This window comes from Anaerolineae bacterium (assembly GCA_013178165.1).
Lineage (GTDB): Bacteria > Chloroflexota > Anaerolineae > Aggregatilineales > Ch27 > Ch27.
In genome coordinates this window covers 25,899-47,742 of record JABLXG010000022.1, presented here as the reverse complement: position 1 = coordinate 47,742, position 21,844 = coordinate 25,899, and the positions used below count along the sequence as shown (strand labels likewise).

The 21,844-nt window shown below is 60.1% G+C and carries 17 protein-coding genes and 1 pseudogene; 4 read left to right on the top strand and 14 right to left on the bottom strand.

What is annotated here, in order from left to right:
- Nucleotides 1–18: 18 nt before the first annotated feature.
- Nucleotides 19–681 (bottom strand): hypothetical protein, encoded by a 663-nt coding sequence (locus HPY64_12605; GenBank protein NPV67977.1) that lies wholly within the window; start codon nucleotides 679–681, stop codon nucleotides 19–21.
- A 128-nt stretch (nucleotides 682–809) separates the two neighbouring features.
- Nucleotides 810–1,736 (bottom strand): thioredoxin-disulfide reductase, encoded by a 927-nt coding sequence (gene trxB / locus HPY64_12600; GenBank protein ID NPV67976.1) that lies wholly within the window; start codon nucleotides 1,734–1,736, stop codon nucleotides 810–812.
- 473 nt (nucleotides 1,737–2,209) lie between these two features.
- Between trxB and HPY64_12595 the strand changes: the two genes are divergently transcribed.
- Nucleotides 2,210–4,027 (top strand): GAF domain-containing protein, encoded by a 1,818-nt coding sequence (locus tag HPY64_12595; protein ID NPV67975.1) that lies wholly within the window; start codon nucleotides 2,210–2,212, stop codon nucleotides 4,025–4,027.
- 7 nt (nucleotides 4,028–4,034) lie between these two features.
- A complete protein-coding gene (locus HPY64_12590) occupies nucleotides 4,035–5,795 on the top strand; it encodes a GAF domain-containing protein (GenBank protein ID NPV67974.1) in 1,761 nt (586 codons plus the stop codon).
- Between the two features lie 465 nt (nucleotides 5,796–6,260).
- Here the strand turns inward: HPY64_12590 and HPY64_12585 are convergent.
- Nucleotides 6,261–6,356: pseudogene (locus tag HPY64_12585) on the bottom strand (cellulose-binding protein).
- A 617-nt stretch (nucleotides 6,357–6,973) separates the two neighbouring features.
- On the opposite strand from HPY64_12585, the gene nfi reads away from it, so the two are divergent.
- Nucleotides 6,974–7,666: a deoxyribonuclease V gene (nfi, locus tag HPY64_12580; protein ID NPV67973.1), complete on the top strand. Its 693-nt coding sequence runs from the start codon at nucleotides 6,974–6,976 to the stop codon at nucleotides 7,664–7,666.
- Here the strand turns inward: nfi and HPY64_12575 are convergent.
- Nucleotides 7,640–8,476 (bottom strand): hypothetical protein, encoded by an 837-nt coding sequence (locus HPY64_12575; protein NPV67972.1) that lies wholly within the window; start codon nucleotides 8,474–8,476, stop codon nucleotides 7,640–7,642. The genes nfi and HPY64_12575 overlap by 27 nt on opposite strands.
- Nucleotides 8,473–9,513: a low-specificity L-threonine aldolase gene (ltaE, locus tag HPY64_12570; protein ID NPV67971.1), complete on the bottom strand. Its 1,041-nt coding sequence runs from the start codon at nucleotides 9,511–9,513 to the stop codon at nucleotides 8,473–8,475. Before ltaE ends, HPY64_12575 begins: the two co-directional genes overlap by 4 nt.
- A 158-nt stretch (nucleotides 9,514–9,671) precedes the next feature.
- Here ltaE and HPY64_12565 point away from each other — a divergent pair, with 158 nt between their 5' ends.
- The gene (locus tag HPY64_12565) at nucleotides 9,672–10,808 is read left to right on the top strand and encodes an ABC transporter ATP-binding protein (GenBank protein ID NPV67970.1); all 1,137 of its coding nucleotides are present in this window, start codon (nucleotides 9,672–9,674) and stop codon (nucleotides 10,806–10,808) included.
- Here the strand turns inward: HPY64_12565 and HPY64_12560 are convergent.
- From HPY64_12560 to HPY64_12520, 9 genes are all read right to left on the bottom strand, one after another.
- Nucleotides 10,805–11,419 (bottom strand): competence protein ComEA, encoded by a 615-nt coding sequence (locus HPY64_12560; GenBank protein NPV67969.1) that lies wholly within the window; start codon nucleotides 11,417–11,419, stop codon nucleotides 10,805–10,807. The two genes, HPY64_12565 and HPY64_12560, sit on opposite strands and share 4 nt — an antisense overlap.
- A 26-nt stretch (nucleotides 11,420–11,445) precedes the next feature.
- Nucleotides 11,446–11,712 (bottom strand): hypothetical protein, encoded by a 267-nt coding sequence (locus tag HPY64_12555; protein NPV67968.1) that lies wholly within the window; start codon nucleotides 11,710–11,712, stop codon nucleotides 11,446–11,448.
- Between the two features lie 33 nt (nucleotides 11,713–11,745).
- On the bottom strand, nucleotides 11,746–12,582 hold the full coding sequence (locus HPY64_12550) for a carbon-nitrogen hydrolase family protein (protein ID NPV67967.1): 837 nt from the start codon (nucleotides 12,580–12,582) through the stop codon (nucleotides 11,746–11,748).
- A 109-nt stretch (nucleotides 12,583–12,691) separates the two neighbouring features.
- Nucleotides 12,692–13,894, bottom strand: a complete 1,203-nt coding sequence (locus HPY64_12545) for a hypothetical protein (GenBank protein NPV67966.1) — start codon at nucleotides 13,892–13,894, stop codon at nucleotides 12,692–12,694.
- A 348-nt stretch (nucleotides 13,895–14,242) separates the two neighbouring features.
- A complete protein-coding gene (locus HPY64_12540) occupies nucleotides 14,243–15,259 on the bottom strand; it encodes a Gfo/Idh/MocA family oxidoreductase (protein ID NPV67965.1) in 1,017 nt (338 codons plus the stop codon).
- An 88-nt stretch (nucleotides 15,260–15,347) separates the two neighbouring features.
- On the bottom strand, nucleotides 15,348–16,490 hold the full coding sequence (locus HPY64_12535) for a hypothetical protein (protein ID NPV67964.1): 1,143 nt from the start codon (nucleotides 16,488–16,490) through the stop codon (nucleotides 15,348–15,350).
- A gap of 30 nt (nucleotides 16,491–16,520) precedes the next feature.
- On the bottom strand, nucleotides 16,521–17,552 hold the full coding sequence (locus tag HPY64_12530; GenBank protein NPV67963.1) for a zinc-binding dehydrogenase: 1,032 nt from the start codon (nucleotides 17,550–17,552) through the stop codon (nucleotides 16,521–16,523).
- Nucleotides 17,553–18,327: 775 nt separating this feature from the next.
- Complete coding sequence (locus HPY64_12525; GenBank protein NPV67962.1) at nucleotides 18,328–20,646, bottom strand: glycoside hydrolase family 31; 2,319 nt, start codon at nucleotides 20,644–20,646, stop codon at nucleotides 18,328–18,330.
- Nucleotides 20,647–20,723: 77 nt separating this feature from the next.
- Nucleotides 20,724–21,797, bottom strand: a complete 1,074-nt coding sequence (locus tag HPY64_12520) for a glycoside hydrolase family 15 protein (GenBank protein NPV67961.1) — start codon at nucleotides 21,795–21,797, stop codon at nucleotides 20,724–20,726.
- Between the last annotated feature and the right edge of the window lie 47 nt (nucleotides 21,798–21,844).

Here is a 21,844-nt window from a genome sequence, read left to right as displayed (position 1 = left end):
CTGTCTCCTTTTGCCCCCCTAAGACCGCGTTTCTTCCGCCGGGATCGTGCCCAGCACCGGAACATCCAGCGAGCGGAGAACATCATCCCGCTGGCGGATGATATTGGATTCAAAGTATTCCAGCACAAACACAATCATGCCACCCAGAATCAGCCCCAGCACCGCTCCCGCCGCCACGTTGACTGCTGTTCGTGGCACAATCTGGCTGTACGTGGGGTAGTCCACCAGGGATGCCCGGATACGATCCTCATAGCGGGTGCGCTGATTCTCCTCGTTACGCCACTCAATGAACAGGTTGCCCCATTGCCGGGCTACGTCGTTGGCCAGATTGCCATCAGGCAGGTCAACGTCAATCGTGATCAACAGGCGGCTTTCATCGGTGTCAACCGTCACGTGTTGACGCAGTTCTCCCGGCGTCATATCAAGCTTCAGCGCGTCAATAACCTCCCGTGCGCGATCGTCGCTATCCAGAAAAACCACGTACGATCGCATCAACCGCGTCGTCGCCTCCGCCAGACCAAAGTCGATTCGCGAGGGTTGCATCAGAATCTTCTGCGTTGCGCGGTAAATTGGCGTCTGGATACGACTCAGGACAAAAGCCGCGGCCATGGTCAGCGCCATCAACAACACGATAATCCACAGCCGGCGGGTGATGATCCGCACATATTCCATCAGGTTCATAGACGCCCCTCCTCAAAACGGCGCTATTGTACCCGGCAATGCGCCATCGTGCGACAAAACGCATTAAGCACAAAAAAGGGCTGCCCTGTAGCAGCCCCTCTGATCACCGCCGTATTCGCCAGGGCGGATCAACTTCCGCGCTCGGCCAGCCAGCGCTCACACATCATCGCCGCCGCTGCACCCTGCCCTACCGATGTCGCAATCTGGCGGTAAAGTCGATCCTGAATCTCGCCCGCCGCGAAAACCCCCTCTACACTGGTGCGCATCTGCTTGTCGGTGATGACATAGCCGTCCTGATCCATTGCCAGCTGATCCCTGAAAATCGAGTTATTCGGATCGTGGCCGATAAAGATAAACACGCCATCCGTTGGCAGGACGCTGTCTTCGCCGGTCTTGCGGTTATGCAGTCTCACCCGCTGCACGGTACCATCGCCCTCAATAGCTGTCACCACCGTATCCCAGATGAAGCCGATCTTCGCATTTGTGGCCGCACGCGCCTGCAGGGTTGCCCCGGCCCGCAGCTGGTCACGCCGATGGATGATCGTCACCTTGCTGGCAAACTTGGTCAGAAACAGGCCCTCCTCCAGCGCGCTATCGCCGCCGCCAACTACAACGACATCCTTCCCCCTGAAAAAGAAACCGTCGCAGGTTGCGCAGTAGCTGACACCGCGCCCGGTGAACTCTGCCTCGCCGGGCACACCTAACTTGCGCGGAGAGGCGCCCACCGTCACAATGACCGCTTCCGCTTCATACTCGGCCATGGTGGTCTTCAGGTAGAAGGGCGATCCCTTGCTGAAATCGACTGCCACCGCCGAATCATACTCAAGGCGTGCGCCAAAGCGCTCAGCCTGCGTTTTCATCAGCCCAACCAGTTCTGCCCCGCTCACCCCCTGCGGAAAACCGGGATAGTTCTCCACCTCGCTGGTTAGCGAAATCTGGCCCCCCAGAAGGTCTCCAGCCAGCACCAGGGGATTGAGATTTGCTCGTGCGGCATAGAGCGCCGCCGTCAGCCCGGCAGGGCCAGAACCGATGATGATCACTTTTTCCTTACGCACCTGTTACCGTTCTCCCTCCAGCAGGCGTTGAAGCCTACCCGTCGTACAAGCGCCTGATTCACCCGGAACGTCCCTTGTCAGCCCGGAACATAGAGACTCGCTCGTGTCCGGGACGCGAGCATATACCACTGAAGCCCGGCGACGGATTCCCGGCCGGTGACACCTTCCTTTGATGCAGCTATCCCCCCACAGGTTGCGGAAAGCTGTTGCCAGGCGGCATCCTGCCCTGGTTGTCCAGCCCTATCCAAACGTGATTCTACCCATCAATTCCGGCCCCCGACATAAGGTCGCTGTTGCACGGCCTTATCCGCCGGGTATAATGCCTCCTGAGCCAGCGAACAGTTATCTGCTGCGGCGTTCACGCTGGCCGCCTGGCACACAGGGTACCCGACCTGTGTGAACAGCGGACCGTTGCCCGGTCAACTACCCGCCCGGCAAGTGATACATGTCCGCAACAGACAGCAATGCGCCGCATGCCCGACGTCAACCAAGCCACCATGCCCGGAGACCTGCTGCAGGTCGGGGGTAAGATGACCACACAGTTCAGGCCGACCGATACGATCCGCCAGGAAGCCCAGGTTCTGGGCCGCAACCTCCACAATTTGCAGGGCGTGTTGCTCTCCCAGCGCGAGATTCTGCGCCAGCGGGGCATGACCCTGCCCTCTGCTGTATTCACCCTGCTGGAAGATGCTCAGATCGCCATGCAGGACCTGATCAATGGCCTGAAAGAGGAGGAGGAGGCCCTCCGCCAGCTCCGTGCCCTGACCCAGACCGCCGCCCTGATCAACAGCACACTCGATCTCGATGAAGTGCTGAGCCAAGCCATGGACACCGTGCTACGGCTGACCGGTGCCGAGCGGGGTTACCTGATGCTGCGCAACGAACAAACTCAGGAGATGGAGTATCGCGTCGCCCGTAACCTCGACCGGGAAACTATCGCTCAGGACGCCTTTACCGTCAGCCGCAGTGTCATCAAGCGCGTCGCCGACACCGGCGAGCCAGTTGTCACCACCAACGCCCAGGACGATCCCCGCTTTGCCGCTCAGGAGAGCATCGTCTCTTTTGCCCTGCGCAGCATCCTCTGCGTCCCCCTCAAGAGCAAAGGCCACGTCATTGGCGTGATCTACGCTGATAACCGCATCCGGGCAGGTTTGTTTGGCGACAGTGAACTGGCGATGCTGAATGCGTTCGCCAATCAGGCTGCCATCGCCATCGAGAATGCCCGCCTGTTTGAGCGTATCCGTGCCGCCCTGGCCGAGATCAGCGAGATCAAGGCATTGCTCGATGATGTGTTCGCCTCCATCCCCAGCGGCGTCATCGTGACCGACGCTGGCGACCAGATCACGCTACTTAACGATGCGGCGTGTGATATCCTGCACCTGACACCTGCGCAGGTCATCGGCGGTGCCCTGCCTGCCCGACTGCCAATGGTGGCCGATAGCCTGAGCCGCGCCCTGGAAGCAACCCGGCTGGAAAACCGGCGGATGAGCGTAGAGTTGCAGGCTGAAGTGGAGGCGCGCGGCACGCGCATACTGAGCGTCAGGCTCAGTCCTCTGCGAGACGCCCGGCAATCGATCGAGGGCGTCGCCATCGTCATGGATGATCTGACAGAAGCCCGCCAGCGCGAAGCCCAGCTAAATGTGATCCGGCGTTACCTGCCGCCAGCCATGGTCGACAACATTCAGAGCATTGCCCAGCTGGGACTGGGCGGCGTACGGCGGGACATCACCGTGCTCTATGTAGATATCCGCCTCGCCAGCACACTGCTGGCCGATCTATCCCCTCAACAGCAACTGGCTGAACTCAACCGCTATGTGGCTCTTTGCTGCGAGCCGATTCATCGCTTCGGCGGTGTGATCGACAAGTTCATGGGCACGGAAATCATGGCGCTGTTCAACACGCAACTCAACCCCAGCGCCACCCACGCCTGGGATGCGGTGCGCGCCGCGCTGGACATTGCCGCTGCCTTTGCCGGGTTGCACACTGCCAGCGCACCTTCGGCTCAGCCGTGTTACGCCATCGGCATCCACAGCGGCATCGCCACCATGGGCAATGTCGGCAGCAAAGTCCGGCGTGAATTCACTGCCATCGGCGATACTGTGAACCTGGCACATCGCCTTCTGGACCTGGCGGATGACAACGAAATACTGGCCAGCCAGGAGGTCTACAAAGCCTGCGCGGCGCATTTGCCGCAAATCGCTGAACATGTGCAGACCACCGATCGCGGCGAGATCGAAATCCGCGGACGCCAGCAACCCGCTCGTATCTACCAGTTCGGGTGGGAGGGGTGATAGCGGCATGTCAACGCTCTTCGGGACTCAGTCCTTCGCCAGTCCTGGCATCGTCGCCGCCGAACGGATTAAAGGCATGATCCACGAGCTGGATGGCCTTCTGCGTGCCCAGCGTGCGCTGCTGCAACAGCGCGGCATGAGTCTCCCGCCGGGTGCCCTACAAGACATCGCCGCCGCCGAACAGGACATTGAAAAGCTGGCCGCCCATCTGCGAGCACAACAGATCGAACTGACCCGGTTGCGCGCCCTCGCTGAAACTTCCGCCCTGATCAATAGCTCGCTGGGTCTGGACGAAGTCCTCAACCGGGTGATGGACACCGTGATTCGCCTGACTGACGCCGAACGCGGTTACATCGTACTGCGCGATGAGCACACCGGCAGCATGATGGTACGGGTGGCCCGTAACCTTGATCGGGAGACAATCGAACGCAGTTCTTTTACGGTAAGCCGTAGCGTTGTCAACAGCGTCGCCCAGACCGGCACGCCGGTAGTGACCACCAATGCCCAGAGCGATCCGCGCTTCGCCGAGCAGGAAAGCGTGGTGTCCTATTCCCTGCGCAGCATCCTGTGCGTCCCGCTAAAGATTAAAGAGGATGTGATCGGGGTGGTATACGCCGATAACCGCGTTCGTTCCGGTCTGTTTGGTGAGAGCGAGCTGGCGCTCCTGACCGCCTTTGCCGATCAAGCCGCGGTGGCCATCGAGAACGCCCGCCTGTTCGAACATGTCAGAACCACTTTGGAAGAAGTCACCGAGAACAAGGAACTGCTGGAGAGTGTATTCGCCTCGCTCGCCAGCGCGGTGATCACCACCGATTGTGACACAAGAGTCATCATCTGGAACCAGGCAGCAGAACGCATTTTTGGCCTGGAACGCCAGCAGGCCCTGAATAGACCCCTCGCCAACATCCTCCCGGATCTCGGTGCGGAGTTCTACGCAGCGCTGCAGCGCGCCCTCAGCGATGGCCTCAACTACGCCGCAGAGCTTGAGCCAGTCCTTGTCGGGCGCGGAAAAGTCGTATTTGCTGTGCGTCTCAGCCCGCTCAAGACTCACGATCAGGGTATCAGCGGGGCGACCATCCTTGTCGATGACCTGACCGATATCCGCCGCCGGGAAGCGACGCTGGCCGAAGTGCGGCGGTACCTCCCACCAGCGATGGTTGAGAACATCCGGGCCATTGACACCCTTGCCCTTGGCGGGGAAGAGCGCGAGATCAGCATCATCTTCGCCGATGTGCGCGGCTTTACCGGCTTCTCCGAGCAGCTTGAGCCAGAGGCGCTGATGACGGTGATCAACCGCTACCTTGAGGTCGCCAGCGATGCAATCCACCTGTACGAGGGCATCATCGACAAGTACATGGGTGATGCCGTCGTTGGCCTCTACAACACCCAGCTCAATCCCCAGGAAGAAGATCATGCCCTGCGGGCGATCCGCGCTGCGATGAGTATGATCTATGATGTCAAAGTACTTCACGAACTGATGCCGCCCAATGCCCGCCTGTGGTATGGCATCGGTATCGACACCGGCATGGCCGTTCTGGGCAATGTGGGGACCGATGAGCGTAAGGAGTTCACCGCCCTTGGTCAGCCGGTCGCTCACGCCAAACAACTTCAGGAGGCCGCGGAGCGCAGCGAGATCATCATCTCTGAAGCCACCTACCAGCGCGTCCGTGACCGGATCGATGCTGAACCGGTACAGCGGCCATTCCGTGACGACCCCGGCCCGCACACCGTTTACCGCGTTATTGGCTTCAAACGGCGGAGCCGTTAGCCCACCAAGCTGATCTGCGGGGTGTAGCGCTCACTGAATACGCAGCGTTTTCGATTCCACCGTGACACCGGAGAATGCCAGCCGGATTTCATATTCGCCCGGTGTAAAACCTTCAGCGTCGCCAAAGAAGTAAAGCGCAGTCCCTTCGGCGCCGCCATTCCACAGGTAAGCCCCGCCCTGAATAACGCGCCCATCACGCAGCAGAAGCCGTTCCCAGGCCACACCGTCCACCATCCCGCGATAGGCAACCCAGAAGTACAGCCGGGTGATGCCCGCCTGCAACAGGGCATCCGGATTGACCGGTTGTAGATCGGCGCTCACAGCCCTATCCACAGCGACAATCGTCAGGTCAGCCTCAGGCGGTGGCGTCACATTGGAGGCAAGCGGCCACACCTGAAGCTCCGTTGCAGTGGGAGTCGCGGTCGGCCCCGCAAGCGTCACTGATGCCACCAGCCGCGTTGGGCGGGGCGATGCCGTAGCGCTGGCAGTTCCGGTGGGCGTTGCCGACGGTGTAGCGGACGCAGGTTGTGGCGTAGGCGATGGTGAGGGCATCGCTGTGGTAGCCGCCGCCTGCGCTGTAGGCAAGACAGTTATTAACGGAGACACCAGCACCGTGGGCGAGCCAGACACAGGTACAGGTGACGCCTGCAAACCGCCTTCCAGCACCAATGACGCAAACCCACTGAAAAGGCAGACCGCCGAGGCCACAAAAGCCAGCGTGAGCGAGATAAGAAACAACTGCCAGCCAGTAAGACTGGCGGCACGGCGAAGTCGCCAGTACCGATCGCGTTTCCCACGCCGGAAATACACCAGCGCCACCAGAAACAGAACCAGGGCGAGAAAAAACATCCCGCCCACGATATACGGCACCAGTGTCTGCAGGATATCCGGCATCCCTCAGCCGCCTTGTGCAGTCCGCAATGGCCCTATTATACGCCACCACGCCCGCAAACCGGCACACAGCAAACAACCGCTGTCTGCCTCTTCCAGCAGCGCTCCTGCCACCCCCACAACACTACTGTAACCGCCAGCCTTGCATCAGGCGTCTCCCGGCCTCCCAGCCCCCTGGCCTCTGTGCTTACCTGCTGCCAGGCTGTCCCGCAGCATGCGCTGTCACGGATTTACCAGGTGCGGTATCCTGTCGACCATCCGGACGCAGACTCAAAAGGAACTAGGCGATGCCAGCAATCGCTAACCCCAATCTTCACCCCTGGAATCTGAATCCTGATGACGCCGTGACACTGCAGATAGCGCTCGCCAGTCGCCTGCGGACTCAGGCCGGGCCTGCACTGGCTGATATCCGTACCGTAGCCGGTGTTGATGTGAGCGTCCGGGATGAAGTGTCCCGTGCTGCCATCGTGGTGCTCCGCTTCCCGGCGCTCACCATCCTCGAAGTCAGCCAGGCTCAGGCTCCAACTCCTTTCCCCTACATTCCCGGTTTGCTCAGCTTTCGGGAGGGTCAGGTGATCCTGGCGGCCTACGAACGCCTGACCGTCACGCCGGACATCCTGATCTTTGACGGCCAGGGCCAGGCGCATCCCCGGCGGCTTGGCATTGCAGCGCATATCGGCCTCTGGCTGGAACGTCCAACTGTCGGTTGCGCCAAATCCCGTCTGACGGGCTTTCATCGTGAGCCGGGCCAAAAACGGGGAGATTTCGTGCCTTTACTGAACACGCAGAGAGAAGTGATCGGCGCTGTCCTGCGGACACGAACACGGGTCAAGCCGGTTTACGTTTCACCCGGCCACCTGTGCGACTTGCATTCAGCCGTGCAGATCGTGCTTGCCTGTACTACCCGCTACCGCCTGCCGGAGCCGATCCGAGCAGCTCATGCTGCCGCTGGCTTAGACCAGCAGACGCGGCACAAATAGCCAGGCCAAACTAACCAGGGTCTGGCAGACCCATGCGGCCGTGGCGCCGTTGCGCTGCCGGACGTAGCCATACAGCACATTGAGCATCACCAGGAAGGTTCCCGCGATCAGCGCCACCAGCGGATACCCAATCACATCCATAGTCGGGAAGAACATGAGGATTGACCAGGCGCTGGCCAGCAGCACTGTGAAGAGCAACGGTTGCCGACTCTGCAACAGTCCCCTGAAGAACGCCGATTCGGTGGTCGCCATCACGAACACAATGGTCAGGAAGACCGCGCCGTCAGGCATCTCCACAAAGATGCGCTCGGAAATCTCTGCCAGCAGTCCAGCCCCTACCAGCAGCAATGGCAACCCAACGACAGCGCCCCACCCTGCCCCGGCCATCAGATCGCGCGGGCGAAGCCGTACCTCGAGCGTGCCATCGTCAAGGAGATAAGAAGCCAGCACACCGCCAGCCAGCAATGTCCACAGGAGTGCATAACGGCCCACAGGATGGCTCATAGCCAGCGGTGTCAGCCCCACACTCAGGGCGACCATGATCAGGTAGAAAAATACCGGTTCCACGTTCCACAGGCGTTCCCGGCGTCTGGCGCGCTTCATCGCAACTGGCGGCGGTGTATCGGCGGGAGCCTGAGTCGCTCCGGCAGAGGCCGGGCTGGCCCTGCCGCTGGCGGCCGGTTGCATCAGTTCGGGGGACACAGGCGCGGCCAGGGTGTCCGCTGTGCTGAAGATGTCCCGGTCAGCCGGGCCTTCGGCATCCCATTCAAACGACTCAAAATCGGGTAAGGGCGGCAGCTCACGGTTCATACCAAGATTTCCTCGAAAGCGGCGATCACCTGCTCCACCACTGCCGGCGTGATCCAGTAGTGCGTTACCAGCCGGAAGCTGCGCTCCCCCCGTCCGCCGACCAGGATTCCGCGCTCGCGCAGACGCGCAGCGATCTCGTCAGCCGTGTACGGGACGCTATCAGCAAGGCGCATGATCACCATGTTGATTCGTACGCGCTCCAGATCAATCTCAATTCCCGGCAAGCGTGCCAGCCCTTCCGCAAGTTGCCGGGCAGTGGCATGGTCTTCATGGATGCGCCCGATCATCTCACGCATAGCTACCAGACCGGCGGCAGCCAGCACACCAGCCTGGCGCATCCCACCTCCCAGCGCCTTACGCATCCGGCGGGCGCGGGCGATGAACTCCCGGCTACCTACCAGCATCGCCCCAACCGGCGCGCAAAGCCCTTTGGAGAGGCAGAATGACACACTATCCGCCGCTTCGACCAGTTCACGCGCCGGACAGTTCAATGCCGCTGCCGCGTTGAAAATCCGCGAGCCGTCGATATGCAGCTTCAGGCCATAGGCTTGTGCCAGCTTTCCCACCTCAGCGGTGTAGGCTGCCGTCAGGGGCATACCCCCGACTCCGCACTGCGCATTCTCCAGGGCGATCAGGCGCGATACAGGCTGGTGAATGTCCTCGCTGTCCCGGATCGCCGCCCTGATATCATCGAGATCGAACGTGCCGTCAGCCTGTACCGGAATAGTGCGCGGCTGGATGCCACCCAGAGCCGCGATGCTGCCTACCTCATAAAGGAAGGTGTGGCACTGGTCGCCCATGATGGCTTCGTCGCCGCGCCCGCAATGGGTCAGCAAGGCCACCAGATTGGCCATCGTCCCGCTCACCACAAACAGGCCAGCCTCTTTCCCCAGCGTCTCAGCGGCCAGCGCCTCCAGCTCGTTGACCGTAGGGTCCTCGCCATAGACGTCATCGCCGACCCTGGCGGTAGCCATTGCTTGCCGCATCGCTGGCGTTGGCCAGCTCACCGTATCGCTGCGCAGGTCAATGCGATCCATACGCCCTGTCCTGCCTTCTGTATCTGGATAGAACCCGATCATAAGTTAACGATGGTAGAGCGAACCTGCACAAAACACAAGGGTAGCCGTCGGGCCATCATCCCCTTAAAATGGTACATGAAGGGGTAATGAGTACCGCCGGAGGCTAATCGCCTGTCATGTCGACCACCGTGACGCTGAAACATATCACCAAGATTTACGGCAATCAGGGTAAGGCCATGCACAGCCAGGGGGCAGCGGCCAGCGCCGATGATTCCCCGCCGCCTCAGGACGAGGCCATCTATGCCCTGGATGATGTCACCCTCACGGTACGCCCCGGAGAAACGCTGGGCGTTCTGGGGCCATCAGGCTGTGGCAAAACCACCCTGCTGCGCATCGCCGCCGGCCTGGAACTGCCTACATCCGGCCAGGTGCTCTACGATAACGAAGACCTGCAGCATATCCCAATGACCAAACGGGGGATCGGGATGGTCTTCCAGAACTACGCGCTGTACCCCCACCTGCCGAGTATCGACAACATTGGCTTCTTCCTGCGCCTGCACAAACGCGAAGCGGAAATTCCAGCCCGTGTGCTTGAGATTTCTGAACTGATGCGGATTGACCTTAAGCCCCTCCTCAGCCGCAAACCACCGACTCTTTCCGGTGGAGAACGCCAGCGGATCGCCATCGCTCGCTGCTTGGCCCGCGACCCGCGCCTGTTCCTCTTTGATGAGCCGTTCTCCAACCTCGACGCCAAGCTACGCACCAGCGCCAGGGTTGAACTGAAGCGCCTGCTGCAACGCTACCAGGTCACCAGCATCTATGTCACCCACGACCAGACTGAAGCCATCGCCCTTTGTGATCGCATCGCCGTGCTGAACCGGGGTCAGCTCATGCAGATCGGCACATTTGCTCACCTGTACGAAACGCCAAGAAACGTGTTTGTAGCCGGGTTCCTGGGCAAACCGCCAATGAATCTGTTCGATGGCTATGCGGAAGATGGGATGTGGATTGGCAAAGCGTTCAACTGGGGGCCGATCCGCCGCGATTTTGCCAGCGGCATGCGCATCGTGCTAGGCATTCGCCCGGAACACATCCGGCTGGACGACCAGGAGGGCATCCCGGCCACGGTGACGCTGGTTGAACCGCTCTACAGCGACCGCGTCCAGCTAATCCATGTCCAGCTTGGGCCGCACGCGGTCACCATCCGGGCACCGTTGGAACATCCTGTCACCCGCGGTCAGCAGATCCGGCTCTCGATCCCGCCCGACCAAGTGCATCTATTCGATCAGGCGACCGGCCAGCGCATCGGCTAGTGCACATCCAGCGAGATAAGTGGGGTAATAGCCTCCAGCAAGGAAGGCCCGATTCCGCTGACCGCCAGCAGATCGTCCAGGGTTGTGAATGGCCCGTGCTCCTCGCGGTAGGCAATGATTCGCCGGGCGAGTTCCGGCCCGACTCGTGGCAGACTCTCCAGTTCAGCCTGACTGGCAGAATTCACATAGACGATACCACTATCGCCTGGCGTAGCCAGAATCGTATCAGGGGCAGCGATCGTCTCCTGTACGGCAAACACATGCACCTGGTCGCCATCGCGCAGCAATTGGGCCTGGTTTACTCGCACGCGATCCGCTTCAGCGGTGAAACCGCCCGCCGCTTCGATCGCATCGATCGCCCGGCTGCCATATGGCAGGCTGACCATGATCTGGGGACGGGCCACCGCCCCGGTGACATATACCGTGATTGGCCCCGGCGTAGGCGAAGGAAACGGGGTAACCGTTGGCTCCGGCGGGATAATCGTGATCGCTACTGGCTCAGGACGTCTGAACAGAAAGACTGCGACGCCGCTGACAATCGCCAGGATCAGCAGCACAGTGAGCAGACCACGATAGCGTTCCCAAAACGAACCGTTCCGCGAGCCTGACAATCCCACTCGCGCTCCTCCAGCTCCCGTTAACGCAGCGTCAGCCCGATCAGCAGCGTCGCTGCCACGCAGAGGGCGCAACCAGCGCCAGCTAACACCAGCACAATGGCGCCTGTCGACCAGGCCAGCACACTGCCTGCCAGAATCTTGGCAATGAGGCCGACGGTCTCCGGGACCTCGGCCTCACTGGCATATTCGCTGGGCGCGCCGACATACACCGGCTGAGCATCCTGTTCGATCAATCGTCCATCAGCTGCCGCGTCCTGAGCGGCGCGATCAGGCCTTTCCGGCAGCATACCGTCCTCCTGTGCCAGCGCACTCCGGCGCGACTAATACTTACGCACCAGCGCCCGGTAGGCGGCAGGCTGGCGCGCCTGCAGAATTTGCAGTTCTTCGCGGTAACGGCGCACCTCATCCAGATCGATGCGGGCAACTGTGTAGCCCTCAGCAGGCTGACCCGTCCCGGGATCAACCTCGTCTGTCAGCGATGCATAGACTGTTCCCCGTGGGCCGACAACCATGCTCTCGCCACCGAAATTGAGCGTCACATCCTCGCCAATGCGGTTAACGCCGGCCACGAACAGCGTATTCTCATAGGCGCGCGCCCGCAGGTATGTCTTCCATTCATCAATTGCGCTGGCTTCCCAGTTAGCCATGACGCACAACAGTTCCGCCCCATCCAGCGCCAGCGCCCGCGCCACTTCCGGGAATGCCAGGTCCCAGCCCAGCAACAGCCCGATCGTGCCGAATTCCGTCTCCAATACCGGGATTTTGTAGCCCTCGCGGAAGGCCATGCGTTCCTCGCCACGCAGGTGAATCTTGTTGTACACGTCGACCAGTTCGCCATCTGGCCCGACAAGCACCGCGCTGTTGTAGAGCACGCTCTCAACTTTTTCTTTCGTCACCATACCGAAAGCGATGTAGACGCCGTGCTCATTGGCCCGCTGCGACATCAGGTTAATCGTCGGCCCGGGCACACGCTGGGCGATTTCCGTAAAGCGCACGCCCAGCTCGTAACCGCTGGTTACCAGTTCCGGAAAGACGATCAGGTCAACCCGCTGTTGCGAGGCAATGGTCGCAACAAAATCAGACATCTTGACCAGGTTTTCCTCAGGCTCCCCCAGCACAGGTTTCATCTGCACCAGGGCGACGGTAATTTCGCGCATCAGAACTCCTCAATAGTCAATGCAATGCGTGGATATCCAGATCGCAGGAGAAAAACAGCCGCCTTACTGTATACGTTCCCCCCTGAATGTGCAAGTCCAGAGCGCCAGCTCAACGCTGGTCAAGATAGGCGTCAACCTGGATAGCCTGAGCCAGAACCACTGCAGCCTTCTGGGCGGGCGTCGTGGCCTCCTCAGGCCGCATGAGCCGGGGCGCACGTTCTTGCTTCCTGTCTACCAGCGCAGGCTCCAGCGCTTCGCCCTCAGTCTGCTCAATGTAGCCAATCGTCAGGTAGGCATCTTCAGGTTTGAGGTCGCGCTCCTTGCCGGGTTCCTGATGTGGCTCGTGAAGGAGCAGATGCAGCCAGGCTTCATGCGTCACCCGATCCGGTTGTCCGTCCCGCCCGCGCTGCCGGTTACGGGCGATCTGCGTCACGACTACCGCCCGGATTTCATCGAAGTCATACACATCCAGAACATCACTGGTCAGGTCCAGATGCCGCCTGACTTCGCGCTCCCGCCGATCAACCACCACGACTTCGGTTCGCATCAGCCGCAGGATGTACCGCAACACATCGACAATCAGGACAACGCCAACAATCAGCCCCAGGTAGGGCAGAAAAGCGGGTTGAACCGGCGCATAGGGGCTTTGCAGGGTCAATACCCCCAGCGCAATAAACACAATGCCCAGCGCAAGACGAAAGATGATGCGGGCAAAGGTGCCCACAGACCAGACTGCCGTGTGTTCCCACTGCAATCCGATATCGATTGGCCGCAGCCGCCACTCACCAACTTCAAGTGGCAAGGCAATAGCCTGTGCAACCTGCGCGGGCTGGCCCACTGCGGCGGACACCTTCTCCAGCACCGGCGTAGCCTGGGCAGCCAGAGTAGCAGTCGCGACCGGCGAAGCCGCCGGCGCCACGAAGCGAAAGGCCACCCCCATTATCTCTGCCAATTGCTGGCCGACCTGACGAACTTCCTCACCTTTTACCTGCCCGGACTCATCCTGCCAGCGGGCCAGCAAGCACCAGCGGCCTCCGCGTGGCTCGGCCACCACCGGCGCCAGCAACATTCCCAGATGCCAGGCTCGATCTCCGGGCGACCAGCCCGCCACCACTTCCCGAATGTGTTCAATGGGGAGTTCGCCTTCCACAGGAAGCCGTCGTATGCGGGCAAACTCCGGGCGATACTTGACAGCAGCGCTGCCAGCCACCGCATTGAAGAGCGTCAGGCCATCAACGCGCGATATCGCTAGCTGCCATTCTCCCTGGCCAATATGGATAGCCAGGCCATCCGCTGCAATGAACGTGTCCATCGTCACAAGTTACTCAAAGTTGGGCGGCGCAACCAAGCGAGCCATAGTCTACCGCGCCGGGGGCGCGACGCCAATGATTGCACCAGCGCGCGGGCGGGTTACCCCGGTCACCTGATGGCTGCAGATGATTCAGCCCTCTGGCATCTCGCAGGTATGCAGACACTCAACCGGGAAGAAGCGGCGCAGCGCCAACGCCGCGTACAGCGTACACTTTCGACAGAATGAGCTGGTCCAGACCCGGTCAACCGGGATCGTCCGGCCTGATCCGTAGCTATCCGAAGTGAGGCACCGCTTACTCCCCGTTCACATGGATACGGCTCGTTCCAGGCCGGACGGTCCTTTCCAACCCTACTTGCGCGGGCCGAGCGTTACCTCCCGCCCCTGCTCAGCTGAAGCATTCGCAGCCAGCGCCAGTTGCAGGGTCAGCGCGCCTTCACGGATAGGAATCCGCGCCGGTCGGTTCTGGACAACAGCCGATACAAAGTCAGCAGCGACGGCGGCCCAGGGGTCGTGATTCTCATCGCCAAAAACTTCAATGCGGGGCGGCGCCTCCGCAGTATAGGCAATCGTGGCGTGATTGGCATCAGTGAAGTCTGCCGTCATATGCCGCGCCACCAGATGGTACTGGTTGATCCACTTACCCGGAATGGCACCATTGGTGGCCGCAATCACCCCCAGTGCCCCGCTTTCAAAGCTCACCAGCACCCCGCTCACGTCCTCAACGGTATAGTCGGGCACATCCCGGTGGAACAGGTTGGCCTGCCGCCCGACAACCGAAACCGGCTGCCCCAGGAAGTAGCGCAGCAGATCGATCATGTGAATCACCTGCTCGACCAGCTGGCCGCCACTCTTGTCTTTCTGCCGCCACCAGGGCGCGTGCAGGCTGTTGCAGAAATAACGTGCCAACATCAGACCAGGCGAACCACCCTCGCCGGACGCGATCTGGGCAGCGACGCGCTCCACCGCCGCACCAAAGCGAAACTGGAAGTCAACCTGCGTGACAATTCCGGCTCGCTCGGCGGCCTCCACCATCCGCCAGGCGGTATCCATATCCAGCGCAATAGGCTTCTCAATGAAGACGTGAATACCGCGCCGCGCTGCTTCCTGCACCTCATCGGCATGGGCATACGGCGGTAAGGCAATATACACCGCATCAGGACGGGCTTTGTCCAGCATGGTGACATAATCGTCGTATACGACTGCCGCCCCATTAGAAGCTTCCTGGGCCAGCGCCTCCGCGTTACCCCGTTCCTGATCGCAACAGGCCACTAAGCGAACGCCGGGCTGCGCAACCAGATTCGGCACCTGGCGCTTGCGTGCAAAACCGCCACACCCCAGCACTGCTAACTTTAGCTCACCAGCCATGCTCTCCCCCTGTCCTGGCTTGGAAGTCCAGATGTATGGTTCAAGCCAATGCTCCTGATTCCGCAAACAAAACTGCTGCGGTGCGCTCTTACTCCAGAGGATCTTCAAGCTGTCCCATGGGTTTGAGATTCGTGTCCCGCCCCCACACTTTGCGCACCATCTCCAGGTAGAACACGTAGTTTTGGAGCGGCACATCTGGCGGGACACGGTGGTCGCAGAAGCCAATGTAGCCGCCTTCCTCGACCAGCGGCGTCAGACGGCGGACTTCGGCTTCAATCGCCTGCTTGGAACTGGCCAGGATCCGCTTGTCAAAACCGCCCAGCATCAGCAGATCCTTACCGTACTTCTTGCGGTAAGCCACCGGGTCCGCGCCCCAGGTACCCACTTCCACCGGGAACATACAGTTGATCCCGGCATCAAGCCACAGCGGGATAAGCTCATCGATTTTGCCGTCGCAGTCCACCCACAGGACATCTACGCCATGAGAACGCGCCAGGTCGCTGATGCGCCGGTAATGGGGCACCAGATAGCGCTTGAAGTGCTGCGGACTGAGCAAAGGACCAGCCCGGTAGCACATATCCTCCCACATCGCAACGGCGTCAAAATGCCCTCCTGTCTCCAGAAGGCGGGTCATCACGCCAATGATGCAGTCAGCAATGGTGGTCACCATCTCCTCAAAGAGAACGGGATCGTCGTAGACCAGCAGCGAGACGGCCTCCAATCCCATCCAGTCCCGAATCCAGCCATAGAGGCTTCCAGCGGGTAGCGCGACAACATTGCTGCGCCTGGAGTTGCGCCAGTTGCGTACCCGGCTGTCCCAGTCTGCTGGATAGCGCCGGGGCGTAGCAGGGTCTAGACGAGGTTTGTAGTGCTTTTCCCAACTTTGCCGGTCAACCAGCAGGTGCCCTTGGTGCTGGGGAATGGTCCCCATGAACTTCTTGCGGAGCACACGGACGCCGTCAATCTGCTGGGCAATCTCGTAGTCACCACGGTCTTCAAGCACTACCTCGTCAAAGAGGGGTTCCAGGCCAACATTGACCCCCGCGCCGATCCAGTCCAGACCAAAGTCCATCCCGAAGAACATATCACTGTTGCAGGGGTTCACATTTCGCGGCAGGCCCTGGTCATACCAGAGTGTGATCGTTTCCTTCCAGAAGCCAAAGTCACAAATTGGCGAGCGATCGCGTGGCTGATAATGCATCGTGGCATTGAACCGTTCACGGTCGTTCATAACTCCTCCGATCGATAGGCGGCCAGGCCATCAGTCGCCATAGTCGAACAGGGTCTTGACGCTTTCTTCAGGATGCTGGTCAATAAACTGATAAGCCTCCACTGCCTGTTCATAGCGGAACCGGCGACCGATCATCGGGTCAGTGAGGATACGCCCGCTTTCCAGCAAGCGGATGCAGGTCTGCTCAATACGCGCCAGGTCCCAGAGCGGGTAGTGCCGGTGCGGCATCCCCCAGACCGGCATGCTGGAGATCAGTGTAGGCCGGTTATGGTGCCATTCCGCGCCAAGTTGAATCGGTTCGATACCACTGTAGTAGCTGGCCGCCACGATCACACCGCACGGTTGCACACTGCGGATGGCCGCCTGGAGGGCTGCATAAGCGCCCGAAATCTCAATGGCGCAGTCAACACCTTTCTTGCCCGTCAGGTCTTTGATGGCCAGCGGGACATCATCAGTGCGAGCATTCAGGGCGGCATCCGCGCCAAACTGCCTGGCCAACGCCAGCCGTCGGTCAATCGTGTCCACCGCGATCACCAGTTCCGCACCGGCTGCCCGCGCCAGCTGCACAGCAATCAGGCCCAGAGCGCCCATACCGAAAATGGCAACCCAATCTCCGATCTTAATCTGGGCATCATGCACCGCTGCCAGAGCGAAGATCGACGGATCGGTGAACAACGCCGTCTCTGGCCTCATCCCTGCGGGCAGGTGATACAGCTTGTTTTCATTGACCACGTTTGTGGGCCGGTGCGGCATCCCACCATGCACCTTGTCCCCCACGCGGAAACGGGTCACTTCCGCCCCGACCTCGATCACCTCGCCGGTCATCCACGACCCCAGCCGGCAGGGATACAGACTGTGCCCCTCTTTAGGCATAAAGAGCCGGTAGGTTGGGTCAAAAGCTTCGGCGAGGAAGGGGGTTTTGCCCCGGTAGAGCGCCATCTCAGTGCCGTGCTTGATCCCGCTGACAATGGCCTTGACCCGCACTTCATGCGGGCCAAGCGGTGGTTCTTCGTAATCGCGAAACTGGATGGTGCGCTCCGCAACGACTACAAACTCTTTCATGACGGTTATCCTCTCAGTGCACCGGCAGTCAACCCGCGCAAGAACTGCCGCTGAAACCGCATATAGACGATGAACACTGGCACAGTCGCAATTGTGACACCACCAGCGATCAGACCATAGTCTTGCGCATAACGTCCCTGGAAGAACATAAATCCAAGCGGCAATAGCCGCATCTGCATATCAAGTAGTGGTTTTTATTAAAAGCATTCCAGGTGCCTATGAACTGAAAGACGAATATAGTGCCGACATCGCTGCGCCAGCCATTGGCAACATGACCCGCCAGAAAGCCTGAAATTTGTTGCGGCCATCTACTCGCACTGCATCAGCCGATTCACCCGGTACATCCTGAACGCCTGCATCAGGAATATGCCAGATGGCTAGCCAAGCCCAGTGGCTAGCAAGAGCGCCGCGCAGTGGGTACCTGGGAAGCTGGAGTCACGCAGATGGAATAGAGTGGGATCATGACGGATTGGAAGGGTACCGGGATTCTCATGGGATTGTGTAAAAAATAACCTGATGTCCCTAAAAACAAAAGTGCGCCAGGTCGTAGCCAGCCAGGCTGGGGAGAGTAATCACAACTACAACCTGATCTGGCTGGGTAAGCCACATTGGCTGGCTACGGTAACACCATCTCGGTAGCCGAGTTTGTTGTTGCCATGCGCCGCCAGCTCTGACACTTAGCTACGGCAGATCCCGGCTGATCTGAAGTGTCCGGAATCAAATCGAGCGGAGACGCTGCCGGAGCATCTCCGCTCGACATCTCAGAACAACGCCCTCAAGGCCCGAAGCGCAGCTCCGCATCAGCCTCAGACGAGAGCGGAACCGGATCACCCAGCTTTCCCCCTTCCAGCCGTACCGGGATTGTCGCCCCTGCCTTCACAAAGACCGGGATGCGATCCAGCGGCGCATCAGTCTGTATGACCTTCCCACCGTGCACCGCTTCCCCCGTCCACAGATCGTGCCACACCCCTGCAGGCAGGTAAACCGACCACGTCTCTGCGCCTGCTTTTGTCACCGGTGTGACAAGCAGGTCGCGTCCGAAGAAGTACTGGTATGGTTCCGCAGCGGGATCGGTCAGCACCAGCGCACGCATCAAAGGCTGTCCGGTTTTGGCGGAAAACTGTGCCTCTTGCCAGATATAAGGCATCAGGTTATGGCGCACGTTGACAAAACGGCGAAATATCGGGACTACACGCGTGTCCCCGGTGCGCTCCTGGATGTTCCAGGGCGTGCGGAATATTACGGGTTCACGGTGCTGATTATAGTCACTGTGGTACTGCATGATCGGGCAGAACGCCGCCATGGCCGTGCTACGCAGGTACAGTTCCGCCGTAGGAATTTCGCCGCTAAAACCACCAATATCCAGCCCCCAGAACAGGATGCCGCAGATTCCCGCTGACAGACCAGCTACTATCACCGAGCGGAACGCCTCCCAGGTGGAGGGCTGATCCCCGGCCCAGTGCGCAGGTGCGACTTGCGATCCGGTAAACCCCGCCCGGCTGAAGGTCAGCCCATCACCACCCCGTTTCTGGGTGATGAAGTGGTGGTACGCCTCGGTGTAGCGCTTCGGGTACTCGTTCCAAAGTTCATCGCCCCGACGCCCATCAGCGAAGACCGCGCCCGCGCTCCACAGGTGTTCGCCACCATCAGTCTTAAAGCCATCCACCCCCAGTTCTTCAACCAAATAAGCCCGCTTACCGAACCACCAATCGCAGGCGGCGGGATTGGTGACATCCCATAACAGGCTATCCCGGAACCAGAATGGTCGAACCCTGTAGGGCGTTCGACCATCCGCCTCCTTGACACCAAAGCCCTGTTCGATGAAGTAGGCGCGGTCATTGTCTGCCTGTGGATTTGGCAAGTCAGGATCGTCCGCCTTGAGAACCGGGTTCTGCCACAGCACTACACGGATGTTACGCCCGTGCAGGGTATCGATCATGCCCTTCGGATCCGGCCAGCGACCATCCGGCGGAAAAGTGAAATCGCTATAGCGCAAGAACTCGTGACCGGGACGGGGCTTATATTGCGCGTCGTTCCAGATATAGAACGTCGCCTCATCCGACCAAGCCTCGATCACTACAACCGAGGGGATGATGCCATGCGCAAAAGAACGCTCGACCTCAGCCATGACTCTGGCTTGCGAATTCCATTCGTTGGCGCTCATCCACAAACCAAAGGCCCACAGTGGCGGCAAACCGGGCTGCCCGGTCAGGCGAGTGAAACGACTCGTAATCGCATAGGGGGAATCGCCGGTGAGCCAGCGCAAAGTCAGTGATTCGTCCGGGCCCAGATCGGCCTCCAGTGTCCAGCAATCGGGTGCACTATCAGCCAGATCGAACTGCATCCAGCGGCTGCTGTCCACCCACAGGCCGTAACCCTTCGACGAGAGCAAGAAGGGCACGGGTAAATACGTGCGCTTACCCTGGTAGCGGTACTGATCATATACGCGGACATCCAGTGTCTGGCCTCGGTGGTTAAGGGCATTGAAACGTTCCCCCAGACCGTAGAACGCCTCATCCGCTGGGGATGCAAACGCAAGCCGCACGCGGCGGACATGCTGCCCATCTGTTTGCCATTCAACGCTGATCAGGCGCGGGAGCCAGGCAGGTAGGTCTACAGCCCAACCCGTCTCTCCCGGCGAAAGCCGCCAGACCAAAGCGCCATCTTCCTCGCTGACAGAAGCCGCTAATCCCTCAGCAGGTCGCCACTCAGCAGGCCGCCATGTAAACACCTCACTGGTCTGTCCCCCAGCCTCGATCCAGTACTCAAGCGTATGCCCGGCTGCGGGAGCAGTCAGGGAGGCCTGCCAGATATCCTGTTCGATGCGGATGATTCGCTCCAGGAATTCCGCGCCGTAGCCATCCTCCGTTTTCTGCTGCCAGTCAGGCTGGAATACCGCTACTATTGACGGCCCGGGCTGCCCATCCACGCGAGTATGGACCATCACCTCCTGCACTGCGCCAGGAGGCCGGGTGACAATACCAATGATGAAGGGCTGACCAGCCAGCGGTTGACGTGGAAAGCGCTCTTCAGGAAGTTGTTCGTAGGGATGCTCCTGCCCATACGGGCGGTGGACGATCTCAATCATGGTCACAGTTTCCCCTCATGTTTTCACTACAACGCTCTCAAGAAATGATTTCTAGGAATGATTTTTCTGCAGCGCCCAGCGGTTCAGCGTCTATCAAGCACCGCGCGCAAGATCAGGTACATGGCGTGCGACCACAGCAAAGGGCAGGCAACCGCTCCCCAGCGCTGCACCCACCCATCATACAGGGAGGCATCAAGCAGATGATCAGTCACCTGCTCCGGTAATTCACCTGCTGCTGTCGCCTGGGCCTCGCACCACGCCAGCAATTGTTGCGCCTCGTCCCTCCGCCCCAGTTCCGCATACACCCAGCCCAGCCAGGCGGCAAGTAACACCCATTCACCACCGCCATAGTATGTATCTGCCGCGTAGCGGTATACGCCACCACCCGGGCGTGCGAGATCATGCTCGATCTTGGCCAGCGTAGCAGCAAAGCGCGGGTCAGTCACACTCAGCAGTCCATACGGCACCGCCGCCCATAGCAAACTGGCATCCACCGCCTCATTCCCCAGGGACTTCTTAAGGTAGCCGGCCACCGTCACACCGTGCTCCAGGGCAAAGGCCTGGATAGCTGCAGGAAGCTCCGCTGGAACGCATCCGGGATCATAGCGCGCTACAGCCGCCAGACCGCCATACAGGGCAGTCAAAGTGCTCAGATGTATCTGATGACGAGATTCCTCCCAGCAATCATAGTTGGGCATGGACCACAGCGCTCCCAGATAGCGCACTGTGAGATCAATGGCTGGTCGCAGTGTTTCCCACAAGGCGTCATCACCGGCTGCCTCCACGTGAGCAACCAGCCCCCACAGCCATGCGCCGTAGCCATCGAGCTGGAAATCTGTCCAGTCATCCGTCCCAAGCTCGCCATCCAGCGTAAAGCGTGTCGGCAGGTATTCATGATCATGTGGCGTTTCGCCTCGAGCCAACCTGGCCAGCAGGGCTTCCACACGCGGAGCATGTTTCTGCAATGTTGCCCCCACCCAGGCATGAAAAGCGTGGGCACTGGCATGTTCACCCGCCAGATCCATGGCATAGGCAGTCCATGTGCCGTCACGCAGCCAGCAGTAGCCGTACTGGGAGAACGTGGGCGAGGCAACATATGCGCCACTGGCGGCCTGCCCGGCCTGAATAATAGTAATGCTGGAGTCCCACAGGTTCATGGTCGGTCGCTTTTAGAAAGTAGCATAGATGGCGAGATTGTGTACTG